At 55.1% G+C, this 13,305-nt stretch carries 10 protein-coding genes; 5 read left to right on the top strand and 5 right to left on the bottom strand.

Translation table 11 applies throughout. The features are described 5' to 3' along the window. Positions 1 to 206 precede the first annotated feature (206 nt). From AB8B20_RS19240 to AB8B20_RS19225, 4 genes are all read right to left on the bottom strand, one after another. Positions 207 to 605, bottom strand: a complete 399-nt coding sequence (locus tag AB8B20_RS19240) for a thioesterase family protein (protein WP_439074283.1) — start codon at positions 603 to 605, stop codon at positions 207 to 209. Between the two features lie 28 nt (positions 606 to 633). After that, on the bottom strand, positions 634 to 1,785 hold the full coding sequence (locus AB8B20_RS19235; protein ID WP_439074284.1) for an efflux RND transporter periplasmic adaptor subunit: 1,152 nt from the start codon (positions 1,783 to 1,785) through the stop codon (positions 634 to 636). Between the two features lie 103 nt (positions 1,786 to 1,888). Continuing rightward, positions 1,889 to 2,092, bottom strand: a complete 204-nt coding sequence (locus tag AB8B20_RS19230) for a DUF1656 domain-containing protein (protein ID WP_439074285.1) — start codon at positions 2,090 to 2,092, stop codon at positions 1,889 to 1,891. Beyond that, positions 2,089 to 4,068 carry an FUSC family protein gene (locus AB8B20_RS19225; protein ID WP_439074286.1) on the bottom strand — a complete coding sequence of 660 codons (1,980 nt, stop codon included), beginning with the start codon at positions 4,066 to 4,068 and terminating at the stop codon, positions 2,089 to 2,091. Before AB8B20_RS19225 ends, AB8B20_RS19230 begins: the two co-directional genes overlap by 4 nt. 256 nt (positions 4,069 to 4,324) lie before the next feature. Here AB8B20_RS19225 and AB8B20_RS19220 point away from each other — a divergent pair, with 256 nt between their 5' ends. From AB8B20_RS19220 to AB8B20_RS19200, 5 genes are all read left to right on the top strand, one after another. After that, positions 4,325 to 6,697 carry an FdhF/YdeP family oxidoreductase gene (locus AB8B20_RS19220; RefSeq protein ID WP_439074287.1) on the top strand — a complete coding sequence of 791 codons (2,373 nt, stop codon included), beginning with the start codon at positions 4,325 to 4,327 and terminating at the stop codon, positions 6,695 to 6,697. A gap of 8 nt (positions 6,698 to 6,705) precedes the next feature. Continuing rightward, positions 6,706 to 8,103, top strand: coding sequence for a cytochrome ubiquinol oxidase subunit I (locus tag AB8B20_RS19215; protein WP_439074288.1), 1,398 nt, complete (start codon positions 6,706 to 6,708; stop codon positions 8,101 to 8,103). Continuing rightward, the gene (locus AB8B20_RS19210) at positions 8,100 to 9,122 is read left to right on the top strand and encodes a cytochrome d ubiquinol oxidase subunit II (protein WP_439074289.1); all 1,023 of its coding nucleotides are present in this window, start codon (positions 8,100 to 8,102) and stop codon (positions 9,120 to 9,122) included. The genes AB8B20_RS19215 and AB8B20_RS19210 overlap by 4 nt, the downstream gene beginning before the upstream one ends. A gap of 280 nt (positions 9,123 to 9,402) precedes the next feature. Further along, positions 9,403 to 10,203 carry an RNA polymerase factor sigma-32 gene (locus AB8B20_RS19205; RefSeq protein WP_439074290.1) on the top strand — a complete coding sequence of 267 codons (801 nt, stop codon included), beginning with the start codon at positions 9,403 to 9,405 and terminating at the stop codon, positions 10,201 to 10,203. Between the two features lie 207 nt (positions 10,204 to 10,410). Further along, positions 10,411 to 12,126 carry a thiamine pyrophosphate-dependent enzyme gene (locus AB8B20_RS19200; RefSeq protein WP_439074291.1) on the top strand — a complete coding sequence of 572 codons (1,716 nt, stop codon included), beginning with the start codon at positions 10,411 to 10,413 and terminating at the stop codon, positions 12,124 to 12,126. A 156-nt stretch (positions 12,127 to 12,282) separates the two neighbouring features. Here the strand turns inward: AB8B20_RS19200 and AB8B20_RS19195 are convergent, their stop codons facing one another. Next, complete coding sequence (locus AB8B20_RS19195; protein WP_439074292.1) at positions 12,283 to 13,242, bottom strand: helix-turn-helix domain-containing protein; 960 nt, start codon at positions 13,240 to 13,242, stop codon at positions 12,283 to 12,285. Positions 13,243 to 13,305: the final 63 nt, after the last annotated feature.

Genomic DNA, 13,305 nt, shown 5'->3' with positions numbered 1-13,305 from the left:
GTGAAATACGGCCGAGAAAACGGCGGCCGACGTATTAACGATACGCGTGCGGTCGTTCTCGCCGCTTCCAATTTGAGCGACGATTTTCCGGAATGCACTAAATAGAATTCGATAGCGGTCGTGGATTCAGACGCGCTCTGCAGACTAACGTGACATCCTGAATCGACCTGGCGCTGGCGTAGCACCTGGTCAGTACGGATCTATGTTTAGGAGTGTACGCCAAAGCGCGCTTCAAACTCGGCGATGGCGACAATCCCTCTCTTGTGTGTGCCGTCGCCTATCTTACGAACTCCATCCCACGCCTCGACCTCGAACATGACCGTCTTCTCCGTAAGGTCAACAACGCGAGCAATTGCGACTATGCTTCGCCCAATTGGCGTTGCGGCAAGATGGCGAACATTCACGCCCATACCGACACTCACGAACCCCGAAGGCAAGGCGGCAGAGATCGCTGACCCGGCTGCCATTTCCATGTGTAAGATCATGATGGGAGTTGAGTATACTGCTGGCATGCCGGCGACGAAATGTCTGATCGTCATATCGGGTGTTACGGCAACCGTTCGTTGTCCAGACATCCCGACCGCAATGCTCTGGCCCTGCGTCATGTGCTTGCTCATGTCCTTAGAAAAAGAATCAATTGTCCTGATGACGAGGTGGCTGACCTTGATGGCGCGGACGAGCCGTCGGAGGGTCAATGCGCGGAAGCGCAGGCGCATCAATGCTTGGAGATAGGGTCATACCCGGCGCGATGTCCGGTTGAATTTTCTGCGATGGGAGCGGCGGAGGCTCTTTGGGTATGGCAAGCGACTCGGATGGGGGAATCGGAGCTTCGGCCTTTAAACAGCCGGGCCGCGGCGTAGGCGAGCCATGAAGCAAATCGTAAAGGCGATCGGCGATGCTTGTACGCAAGTCAGAAGGATGTGAGCTCGACTGAGGCTGCATCGTGATTGTGGCAGTCATGCCCGAGACAAGGGCAATCCCAGAGGGCACGTTATCGATTGCGATACGAACTGGAACCCGTTGAGCAAGACGTACCCACGTATAGATGGGGTCAACAGTGGGCAATCCCTGCGATCCGGCTGCGGAGTTCGACACGCTGATGCCGCGCGTTATCGTGCGCGCGTGGCCCGCGATTGGGTCTGCATAGCCCATCAATTTCACCTCTGCGTAGTCGCCAATGCAAATCTGCCCCATCTTTGTCTCTTCAAAATAGCCATCCACCCAGAAGCTATCTGAGTCCACAATTGAGAGATTCCTTGCGCCGACGGGGGCGTAGTCGCCGACCCTCAGAAGCAAGTTAGTGACATATCCATTGACGGGGCTAACAATCGTAGTCCGAGCGAGGTTTAATTCCGCTTGCGCAAGTTGTTGCTGGGCAGCATCAAATGCTGCCTTTGATTGGGCTGCTGCGCTGGCGTAGGTCTGTTGCTCTTCAGGTGTTGTGGCCAGATCGGAGAGGCGTAAGCGCCGTTCGAGTTCTACCTTTCTCAACTCAAGATCGGCGGCACGTTGATCCAAGGTTGCCTTGGCCGTGCGCATCGCGACCTCAAAGTCAAATTTGTCGATGACGTAGAGGACTTCTCCCTTCCGTACAAATTGGTTATCGACGACGCGGATGTCCACGATCTGCCCCGATATCTGAGGCGCTATGCTTGCGACCTGCACACGGACGATGCCGTTGCGCGTCCAGGGCGAAAGAACGTAGCTTTGCCATGTCAATAGCGCGATAAGAATCGCTAAAGCAGCGATCGCAATCGTAGCGACACGCTTGCCAACCATTGTCATGAGCTCTCGTTTGGCTGGTGCGCTAGACGCGATCGAGGAAGCGGCGTGGTCATCGCTTGCTAGCGCAGAGTTTTGCGGCGCCGAACCGTCCATAATCCATCTCCTAGAAACAGTTCGCGACCAGACCAAAGACAGCTATATAAAGGCTGAGTTCGGCGATCGATGGGTTGCTGAAGTACGTAGAGAAGCGGATCCGATGCAGAATGGGCCGCAACATGAGGACGATAAGTACCGTCACAACAATGTATGACACTGCTGGAGCCAGAAAAACGCCTCCCACAACGAACTCGTTGAAGGTTTTCGTCATCCCAAGGCCTCCTGCGAGGCATCTGCGCCAACACTAGGCGAAGTTGCATTCATTGCCCAGAAAAGGACGAGCGTTGAAGACATTGCGTATAGTTCACCGGCAATGTGGGTAGGAGCTTCACGCATCCTTGTTGCTATCGAAAGAACCGCGTCACGATCACGCATTTGCAGAGCGGCGATAGCCTCTTTGACAAACCCATTGTGTCGGCCGCCTTCAGTCAGGATAAGTTGCTCATTGCAGAGGCGTAGAACTGCGGCTTGGTCGATCAGGGTCAATGCTTGGTCCACGGACCGTTTATGATCGTCAGACCGTTCACCCGCGGCGACGATCATTCCGATTCGTGACGCATCGCGATAGATTGCCTCTTCGGGCGAAAGACCCCGACGCTCGATGAGCACTGTCTCAGCGACATCCCTACGAGCCGCGTCGATCAGCAGGCCGCGGCGTTCCCCGGCTGTGAGGGGCCGCACGATGTATTGGGTCACGAACAGAGCAAATGCCGCGAAGCACAGGAAAAGTGATGTAAACAAGTAAGTCTGCGGGTTGTAAGATTGAGGATTGCTTGGTGCAAACACCGCAATGGTGAAGACGAGATTGGCTCGACCGAGAGAGGATAAGATCAGGCTAGGGGTCGATATCAGGAGGGCCGATCCTATGATGAATGGTGCAATGCCTATTGCGAGCAGAGGAAAATCGGTCACGCCGTCGAGGATCACAAATTCAAGAATGCCGACCAATAGACAGGAAACCGGCGCCGCAACGGCTGCAAGAGTGGTGAACGCACGAACATCGGGCGTTGTCGCACTGATTCCTATCAAAACACCCACAAGCGACAGGCAACTTGCTGTCGTCGGCCAACCGGCAGCGGTTAATAAAAGCGCGATAAGCAAAAAAGAGAGTGCGGCGCGAACGCCACTGGCGAAGGCAAGGGCATGGAGACGGTATAGCGGCGTACGCCAGCGATGCGGAGGGTATATGCTCGCGTTAAGCGCAGAAAGGCTTTGACGTAGGCGCTCGCTGGTTTGCGATAGCCTCTCCATCAACCAAGCGTGGCACATAGCTATTAAAGCTGGAGACACACCCGCATGGTGTGCAAATTGCAGATCACTCTCTAGCAAAGGGCGATCAACTGGTGAAACCAATCGAACTTGTGGGTCGCCGGGCTGAGTAATCCATAGCGCCTGTGTCGCGCGAGCCAGAAAGAGCAGCGTAACGAGTTCTACGACTGCGGAACGTGCTGCCGCAGCGCGCGCATGTCCATTGGTCGACTCCGGAGCAAGGCTGGCGATCTGCGGGCGAAGGGCAGTGATGTCGTGCAGTAGCGTTGCCGTTACTATGGGGGACGGAAAATCGTCGCTTGTGACCGTTTTGACAAGTGCTGCGACTTTGGAATTTAGCCGTGCCAGATCTCGCGCGACCTTTGGATAGAAATCGGGGGCGGCAAAAAAATCGTTAACAAACGTTACGGCCAGAACGCCGATCGCGATCGCCGCTCCGCGGGCCATGCCAGCCTGGAAGACCATTTGGGGGCTATCCAACTGAGGCATAGCGATAAGCGCCACCGTCGTGCCGCAAAGAGCCGCGGCATAGGCACGATTGCCGTCAAACAGCGAGGTCAAATAGACGCACAACCCCATCCATGCGGCGAAAGCCACGAGGATGAAAACACCGCTCTGCGCAAAGATGCCGGTAATCAGGATGGCCGCAGTCACTCCGACACCAGTTGCCATGATCCGAAACAATGCCTTCTCGGCCGCTTGACCGCGGCTGGGAAACGCAAGGACGGCAATGGTCAGGGCGGTGGTCGATGGAGCTTCGAGGTTCAGCCAAAAGCTCACATAGAGCGCGACAACGAGCGCAAACCAGATCCTTAAAGCAAACGCCCAAGAGTCGGCAGTAAATCCTGCAAACTTGAAAGGAACGCGATCGAGATCGCTTGTCATCATGCTTACATGTGCTGCTGAAGTCTTGCGCACGGGGATGTCCTGGTTATCTGGGCCTACCAACCCTGATACGCATCGCGCCATGCGGTCTTCTGAATCTGCAGCCCGCTTGCGAAAATGCACTGTTTCAACAATCGCTCCTCGCCGAACCCCCTACGCCCAAACGACGAAGCGGGCGTTGGTCCTGCAAGCCATGCCATCGGGCGAACTGGAAAAGTTCGTCGTGTGTTGGAATATTATGGAAGGCATTTGAGCCAGGCTGTTCATTGCACGTGGAGAGATGTCGGCAATGACAAAGCAGCGACCTGAGGGGATCGAAGAGTATCACGAGCCGGCTGGAGGCTGGGGGGCACTAAAAGCTCTCGCTGTGGCCTTGAAAGAGCAGCAGCTTGTGACTGAGGGGATACCGACCCTCTTTAAGCAGAATCAACCAGAAGGATTCGATTGTCCCGGCTGTGCGTGGCCGGATCCGAAGCATACGTCGGCGTTCGAATATTGCGAGAACGGAGCGAAGGCCGTCACGTGGGAATCAACGGCAAAACGGGTTGAGCCTGCGTTCTTCGCTGAGCACACAGTGGCGTCGTTATGGGAACGATCAGACTATTGGCTGGAAAATCAAGGGCGCCTTACACATCCGCTGCGCTATAACGCGGACATCGATAGATATGAGCCGGTCGATTGGCAGGTTGCATTTGATGACATCGCCCATCGGCTGAATGCTCTCGATGATCCTAACGAGGCCGAGTTCTACACGTCCGGCAGAGCATCAAACGAGGCCGCTTTCCTCTATCAGCTCTTCGCGCGTCAGTTCGGGACCAACAATTTTCCAGATTGCTCAAACATGTGTCATGAGCCGACTTCTGTCGGACTGCCGCGTTCGATCGGCGTTGGCAAAGGCACTGTAACCCTCGAGGATTTTGATCGTGCAGAGCTGATCATGTGTCTCGGCCACAATCCTGGCACGAATCATCCACGAATGATGACGCCATTGCGGGACGCTTCGCGACGTGGCGTCAAGATCATCGTGCTCAATCCGCTGCGCGAGCGTGCGTTAGAGCGCTTTGAAGCCCCCCAGGCACCGATCGAAATGGCGACGATGTCGTCTACGCCGATTGCTTCCACATATCTGCAGGTGAAGGTCGGTGGTGACGCGGCTGCCCTAAAGGGAATCGCAAAAGCGCTGGTCGCGATGGATCGAGCCGCCAGCGTTGGGGACCGGGCGCCTGTTCTCGATCATGCGTTCATAGCCGGCCACACTGCCGGATTTAGCCAATACGCAGCAGATTTGGAGCGAAGCGACTGGCGAGAGATCGAGAAAGCAAGCGGCCTGAAGCAGGTCGATCTGGAAAGAATTGCGGAAATTTACGCGGCGTCCCAGGCAACGATCATATGCTACGGAATGGGTATCACCCAGCACGTAACCGGTACGGCAAATGTCCAACAGATTGCAAACCTACTCCTACTGAAGGGAAATATTGGCAAACCGGGCGCAGGCATATGCCCACTGCGGGGACACTCCAATGTCCAGGGCGACCGCACGGTCGGCATCACAGAGCGCCCATCAAAAGAGTTCCTTGATCGGCTGCAACACGTATTCCGATTCGATCCACCACGGGCCATTGGCCACTCGGTCGTGGAGAGTATCGAAGCAATGCGCGACGGTCGTTCGAAAGCAATAATCTGTTTGGGTGGAAATCTAGCCGTTGCAGCGTCAGATCCGCAGGCCTGCTTTGCGGGATTCCGCCGACTGGACCTTGCGGTCCACTTGGCCACAAAATTGAATCGCACGCATCTATTGACTGCGAGAGCGAACTACCTATTCCCCGTTCTCGGTCGAACCGACAATGATGTTCAGTCGTCCGGTCGCCAGGCGGTAACTGTCGAAGACTCGATGTCTATGGTTCATGCATCGAGGGGCTTTCTAAATCCGCCGAGCGGGCACGTAAGGTCCGAGCCCGCCATTATAGCAGGAATCGCCAAAGCAACGCTCGGCGTAAAATCTGCTGTAGATTGGGATGCTCTTGCTGGCGATTACCAACTAATCCGAATGGCCATTGAATCCGTCTTTCCAGAGTTCGAGGCGTATAACGACCGCATCCAGACGCCTGGTGGCTTTCAACTTCCAAACGCAGCGGCTATGCGCGTTTGGAAGACGCCCAACGGCAAGGCGAACTTTGCGATATTCGCGGGACTAGAAGAGGATGCCGTTACATCCGATGCAAATGTCTTGCGGATGACATCGCTACGCGCTCACGACCAGTACAATACAACAATATACGGCCTTAACGATCGGTACCGCGGCATCTTCGGCCGTAGAGACGTTTTGCTCATAAGTCCCGATGAACTTGCGCGACTCGGTTTTACCGAGGGCGAGTTGGTCGACGTTGCGACTGCCCTCGACCATGCTCGTTCCGATCGGGTGGTACAGGGGCTAACGCTCGTTTGCTACGACTTACCTGACGGGTGCTGCGCATCGTACTACCCGGAGAGCCAGCCTCTCGTAGCACTCGAGCACCGCGATGCCGACTGTCTAACGCCATCCTACAAATCGATCCCCGTCACTATCAGCCGGGCGAAGGCAGCAGAAAGTGCTGTGAGATCCATCGTGCGAGACGGGGTCGTCGGGCGACCTATAGCGCCTTCTATAACTCCAGCTGCGTAGGACATAAGATGGATCCGCTTCTTATCTCTCGTCTGCAATTCGCGTTTACAATCGGATACCATATTCTTTGGCCCGCATTCACGATCGGCCTTGCCTGGTTTATAGTTATTCTGAATGGCCTCTGGCTCGCAACCCGTCAGCAAGAGTACCGACACCTCGTACGATTTTGGACGAAAGTCTTCGCACTTGCGTTTGGCATGGGTGTCGTGACGGGTGTCGTTATCTCTTACGAGATCGGTCTGAACTGGTCCGGATATGCGCGAGCAACGGCCGATGCGATAGGCCCACTATTTGTGTTGGAGGTACTGACCGCGTTCTTCCTTGAGGCGGGCTTCATTGGCGTCATGCTATATGGAGAAGAAAAAGTCGGAGAAAAGCTCCACTTTGCCGCCTGTATTATCGTGGGCACGGGTACGCTTCTCTCAGCATTCTGGATCATATCCGCGAATTCCTGGATGCAGACTCCGACAGCCTTCACTACGACGGCTGATGGTCGCTTCGTCGCCACCGACTTCTGGGGTGTCGTCTTCAACCCTTCCATGCCGTTTCGCCTGGCGCATATGCTCACCGCGAGCTTCATTACAGGAGGCTTCGTCGTAACCGGCGTATCCGCGTTCTGGCTGTGGCGCGGTCGAGATGTCGATCACGCGCCCGCTCGTAAAGCATTCTCGACGTGTCTTTGGTTGATGGCAGTCTTGGTCCCGGCACAAATGATAATTGGCGACCAGCACGGATTGAATACTCGAAAATATCAACCAATGAAGATTGCCGCGATTGAAGCGCGATGGGATACGGAGAGGCGCGTTCCGATCAACGTGATCGCTTGGCCTAATCAGGCCGAAGCGAAGAATGACTATGCACTCGAAATCCCCCTGCTTGGGAGCATCATTCTTACCCATTCACTGGACGGTGAGATCAAGGGCCTGAAGGAAGTGCCACCCCAGGATCGTCCGCCCGTAATCCCCGTGTTCTTCGCATTTCGGATTATGGTCGGGTGCGGAATGCTGCTGCTATGCGTCGCATTAACAGGATTATATCTCCGTTGGAAGCGTCGTCTGTACACTACAAGATGGTATCAAGTAGCCTGCATGGGCTGCATCCCGCTTGGGTTCATCGCAACCCTTGCAGGATGGACGGTCACTGAAGTCGGGCGCCAACCATATGTGGTTTATGGCCATTTAAGAACAGCCGACGCCGTCTCTCCGATCGCTGGCGGCGCGGCGCTTGGCACAATCGTCACGGCCTTCATCCTCTACAATCTGCTGCTGCTGAGCTTCTTCTGGTACGCGGGCCGCATGGTCTGGCGTGGACCTTTGACCGGTGCGCCAATGCCTCCTGCTGTTCCAACAGCCGCCTTTGCAGGGAATATCGGGCGGCTCTCTAAGGAAAGGAGCGACGTTAAATGACCTTCCTCTCGAGCTTCGATCTTGCGATCTTCTTTGCCATCGCCGCTGCGATCGTTATCGGTCTGTATGTAACATTGGACGGTTTTGACTTGGGCGTCGGAATACTATTTCCGTTCGCGCCGCGGTCTGAAGAGCGCGATATCATGATGGAAACCCTCGAACCATTTTGGGACGGGAATGAGACATGGTTAGTGCTCGGCGGCATGACGCTGCTCGCCGGCTTTCCTCTCGCGTTTTCAATTCTATTGCCGGCCTTCTACGTCCCGCTCTGGCTCATGTTGTTCGGCTTGGTGATTCGCGGCGTGGCATTCGAATTTCGCAGCCAAAACGGCCCACTCAAGAAGATCTGGTCGTTCACATTCGCAGTAGGTTCGCTCGTTGCTGGGTTCTGCCAGGGCGCCATACTTGGCGGCTTCGTCGGTCGGAAAATTACTGTTGAGGCAGGCGTCTTTGCCGGTGGTCCGCTTGATTGGTTGGGCCCGTTTTCAGTTCTAACAGGCCTCGGCGTCGTTGCGGGATATGCTCTCCTTGGAGCCTGCTGGCTCATTTGGAAAACGGAAGGAGCGACCCAGACATTCGGACGGGAGCTCGTGCGTCCCGTTCTTCTTTGCGTCGGGGTTGCCATTATTGCCGTGAGCATATGGACGCCGTTTGCAATGCCGAAGATAGAAGAGCGGTGGTTTGGGTGGCCTAACACGTTACTTCTGTTACCATTGCCGATCATTGCAGTTGTTGCTTGGCTCGGCATTTTGTCGACGCGCTGGAGTCCGAAAGAATGGGTGCCGATGGCGTTGGCGCTGCTGCTCTTCCAGATATCGCTTGTCGGGCTTGGGGTGAGTGTCTGGCCCGCTGCAATCCCTGGCGTAATGACAATCTGGCAGGCTTCTTCGATGCACAGAACTCAAGCGATCGTGGCCGGCGCCATTGTAGTTGTTCTGCCCATCATCCTTACATACATCGGCTACGGCTATTGGATCTTTCGGGGAAAGACGAAGCCTGTGGCGGATGAGCCTCGCTAGGCATTGGAGTTTTAAGAGCGCAGTATGGCGTGACCTCTACGCAAGTGAGTCTAGGCGCGTTATCCGTTCGATCGCGAAATATCGATAGGTAGTGGGAATACCCTGTCTGATTACTGTTTATCGTTGACGTAACGTTCGGGCGTCGTTTCGAACGAAGATGTCGTCGGAGCCGATAGAGATGGAAACAGACATAAATGTAGTTGGAGAAGCCGCACGCTCTCCCCGAAGCGAAAGCGCTAAATACTCTGCCGTATCTGGGTCCGCACCGAACCTGCTTTACATGGCAAGTCTGCGCAACTTTGAAATGCTAGCCAGCGATGTCGAATACTCGCTGGCTATGTTGTGGCGAGATCACGGAGATCGGTCAGCAGCAGAAAGGCTTGTAACAAGCCATTTGCGACTTGCCGCCAAAATCGCCTGCGGTTTCCGGGGGTATGGCCTTTCCCTGACGGATCTCATATCTGAGGCTAATCTTGGTCTGCTGAACGCCGTTGAGCGTTTTGATCCAGACAGAGGAGCGCGATTTTCAACCTATGCCACCTGGTGGATCCGTGCCGCAGTGCAGGAGTATGTTCTTCGAAACTGGTCTCTGGTGAAGATCAATTCGACGGCAATTCATAAAAGACTGTTTTTCAAACTTCGCTCGAAGACGAAAGGCGAGATCGCGGCGAAAGGAGTGTTGCGAAGCGAGCAGGCTGTCGCGTTGGCGAGAGAGTTGAGGGTCGAAACTAGTGACGTGACCCAAATGGATCAACGCCTTCGCGGCGATGCCTCCCTGAATGCGTCGGTGCGATCCAACGGACAAGTGTTCGAGTTACAAGAGATGCTCGTCGATGACGCGCCTACGCCGGAAGCGATCGTTCTTATCCGAGACGAGAGCGAATATCGACGGCGTGCGCTGGCCGCCGCTGTAGAAAAACTGAGTAGCCGGGAGCGACGTATTTTTGACGAGCGCCTCGTCGCAGAGGAACCAGCTCCAAGACATTTGCTGGCGGCCGAGCTCGGGATCTGCAAGGAACGGGTCAGACAGATCGAGGAGATCGTGCTTCGAAAATTGCGCGCGGACGTGTGCGGACACTGAGGTTTCAGGCGTTGCGATAGAATTCTTGTCTCGTGTCGTGTGAATTTGGAAATCGGCATCTCGCGAATAAGACGCACGCCCCCACCGACCCTAGCCTGCAAAGCGAATGCCGTCGACCGGATCCAGTGCGCATGTGCGATGTGACCGAAACTCAGGCAATCGATGAGCATGATCGCGGCCAATCGGCCCTAGTGAAGGATGTCAAAAATGAGCAAGCGAGTTGCCGACGTCATCGTAGACGTATTGCAGGGTGCCGGTGTCAAGACATGCTACGGCATTGTCGGTGATACGATGAATCAGATTGCCCAATCCTTGAGCCATAGCGAGATCGATTGGGTGCACATGCGTCATGAAGAGGCCGGAGCGTTTGCAGCCGCAGCTGAAGCTTCTTTGATGGGTCGCCTTACAGCCTGCGCGGGGACCTGTGGGCCGGGGAGCCTTCATTTCATCAATGGGCTATATGAGGCCAATCGAAATCGCTCGCCGGTCTTGCTCATCGCGACTCAAATTGTCAGGCAGGATCTCGGTTTTAGTTCTATTCAAGAAGTTGATTTTAGCGAGGTCTTTAAAGGCTGCAGCGTCTTCTGCGACATGATCTACACACCCGAACAGGCCAGGAGAAAGACGGTTGCGGCCTGTCAGGCTGCATTAACGAAACGCGGAGTTGCCGTGCTGGTCATTCCAGCTGACGTATCGAACTCTCCTGTTCACCAAGAGCTGCCATATGAGGTTCATGTGTCGACGCCTGTCGTTCGTCCGAGTGATGCAGATCTCGATGCCATTGCGAAGATCCTTAACGAAAGCAACTCTGTGACCATCTACGCAGGTGCCGGCTGTCAAGGTGCGCATGATGAGGTCGTCGCGACCGCAGCACGTTTAAAGGCGCCGATGGCGCACACTTCGCGGGGTAAGGACTTCTTGGAGTACGATAACCCCTATAATGTGGGCATGACCGGTATGATCGGTGGCGCCGCGGGCTATCATGCTGTCCTTGACTGCGACACTTTGCTTTTGCTGGGTGCAGATTTCGCATGGAGTCAATTCTATCCGCATAAGGCAAAAATCATTCAAATTGACCTGGACCCGACGCATATCGGAAGGCGCCATCCCGTCACGATCGGAGCAGTTGGTAATGTGAAAGCAACGCTTGAAGCACTGTTGCCGCGACTTGACCAGAACGAGAGTGGCTCATTCCTAGCGGCGTATGTTGAGCGCTTCAAACACGATACAGCGGCTGGAAAGGCTGAGGCGATGTCGGGAGCCGATTCTGCGATATCCGGCACTTATCTGGCAAAGATCATCAACAATTACGCGGCTGACGACGCTTTGTTTGCGGCTGACGATGGAACACCTGCAGTATGGCTGACCCGTCACATTGACACGGGAGGGAAGCGCCGCACCTTCGCAAGCCTTCTCCATGGAACAATGGCGGGCGGTATGCCCTCCGCGCTCGGCCTACAGAAATGCCAACCAGGACGGCAGGTTATCTCAATGTCAGGTGACGGAGGCCTGGCAATGTTGCTGGGTGATCTTCTCACGACTGTACAAGAAGACCTGCCGATCAAGATTGTTGTATTTGACAACGGTAAGCTTGGTTTCGTTGATATCGAGCAGAAGGCCGCTGGGCTGGTACCCGTCTATACAGATCTTAAGAACCCGAACTTTGGTGACGTAGCGAAAGCCATGGGTCTTTGGGGTAAGAGCATCTCGAAGGCTGGCGAACTTGAACCGGCGGTCACGGAATGGCTTGCGCAACCAGGGCCAGCATTGCTGCACGTTAAAGTTACGCCCATGCAACTCGTGACGCCTCCATCAACGTTCGTATCGCCGGAAGCGGTGATCGGGATGGCAGTGTACACTGCTAAAGCGGTTCTGCAGGGCAAAGGCCATGATGTATGGGAGATGGTCGTCGAGAACGTGTGATCAGAAGCTCACCGTCTAAATTCGCTTCGCAGAAGCAGTAAGATCGACAAATGGAGAGGGCCTTAGCCACGTCCGGCGGCTAGGCCCTCTGTCCGATAGTTAAGCCGCCGTTTGTTATGTAGCTCCAAGTATGTAGCGGTCGCCGCATGCAAGTTGTTAAGCCTTAGCTTCAGCATCAATGACTTCTTGCTTGCGGGCTTCTCTCCAGCGAGCGGGTGTCTCAGCTGTGAGGCGCTTGAAGACGGTCGAAAAATGCGCCTGGGTACGAAATCCGGTACGGACTGCAACTTCTGAAAGGGAAGCATCCGAGGTGCCCATTGCGTGTTTGGCTCGTTGAATACGCTGGTGCAGGACAAATTCATGCGGCCGGTATCCAGTCGCGGCACGAAACTGCGCCGCGAAATGCATTCGCGAAAGCCCTGCGATAGATGCAAGATCCGACAGGCTGATATTGTCCTGAATATTGGCCTGGACATAATCTTCTACCCGCTTTAGCCGCCATCTCGGTAAAGCTGCGACTTTTGCCTGAGGCCGTCTAAGGCGCTCGACGTGAATAATCAGGGTGCGGCTTACGCACTGCGCGAAGTCAAGGTCGCTTGCGTAAGACGAATCCGTGAGCGCCTTACCGAGCTGTTCTGCGAACGGATCACGCAGCAAAACAGTTTCCTCGCAATCTTTACCGAAGAGGAAAGTTCGCGCTGTTCCCTGCGATGGGAAATTGTGCACCGGTACGTGAAAGTGAAGGAAGTCGAACGGCGCGTGGAAGTCAGCGTGAAGCTGGCTTGAAGGCCTGCTGATATGCAGGGCACCCGCTGGCATATCGCCGGAGAACAACGTCTTGCGTCCTCGGATCAAACATAAGCGCGTGCTCGCTAGAGCAATTGAAATAATGATTGTGCTCGGAGGAACGGTTGAATTCACAGATCGCAAAATGCTCCGATCGTCGGCCCATCGTGTGACAGCTATTCCGTCAGCGGTCAGTTCGACCGTCTGATCAACGTGGCGCCACTGACTTTCAAAGGGAATGGATCGTCTGCCTCGACGATCAAGAGCCGGTGGCTCAAGTGGCCATCCAATAGCCGCTCTGCCGACAGCGAAGCCCTCAGAAAACATCATCTGCTCCCCTTTATCGCTTTCCGGCGGAAAAGCGCCGAAGATGTCGCCATTCCACGATATTGA

The organism is Tardiphaga sp. 866_E4_N1_4 (genome assembly GCF_052076075.1).
In the GTDB taxonomy this organism is placed as follows: Bacteria; Pseudomonadota; Alphaproteobacteria; order Rhizobiales; family Xanthobacteraceae; genus Tardiphaga; species Tardiphaga robiniae.
This window is presented reverse-complemented; position numbering and strand designations above follow the sequence as displayed.

What these genes read in the sequence shown, in the direction of transcription:
- AB8B20_RS19215 (WP_439074288.1), top strand. Translation starts at nt 6,706, where the DNA reads ATGGATCCGCTTCTTATCTCTCGTCTGCAATTCGCGTTTACAATCGGA.
- AB8B20_RS19205 (WP_439074290.1), top strand. Translation starts at nt 9,403, where the DNA reads ATGGCAAGTCTGCGCAACTTTGAAATGCTAGCCAGCGATGTCGAATAC.
- AB8B20_RS19220 (WP_439074287.1), top strand. Translation starts at nt 4,325, where the DNA reads ATGACAAAGCAGCGACCTGAGGGGATCGAAGAGTATCACGAGCCGGCT.
- AB8B20_RS19235 (WP_439074284.1), bottom strand. Translation starts at nt 1,785, where the DNA reads ATGACAATGGTTGGCAAGCGTGTCGCTACGATTGCGATCGCTGCTTTA.
- AB8B20_RS19230 (WP_439074285.1), bottom strand. Translation starts at nt 2,092, where the DNA reads ATGACGAAAACCTTCAACGAGTTCGTTGTGGGAGGCGTTTTTCTGGCT.
- AB8B20_RS19195 (WP_439074292.1), bottom strand. Translation starts at nt 13,242, where the DNA reads ATGATGTTTTCTGAGGGCTTCGCTGTCGGCAGAGCGGCTATTGGATGG.
- AB8B20_RS19210 (WP_439074289.1), top strand. Translation starts at nt 8,100, where the DNA reads ATGACCTTCCTCTCGAGCTTCGATCTTGCGATCTTCTTTGCCATCGCC.
- AB8B20_RS19240 (WP_439074283.1), bottom strand. Translation starts at nt 605, where the DNA reads ATGACGCAGGGCCAGAGCATTGCGGTCGGGATGTCTGGACAACGAACG.
- AB8B20_RS19200 (WP_439074291.1), top strand. Translation starts at nt 10,411, where the DNA reads ATGAGCAAGCGAGTTGCCGACGTCATCGTAGACGTATTGCAGGGTGCC.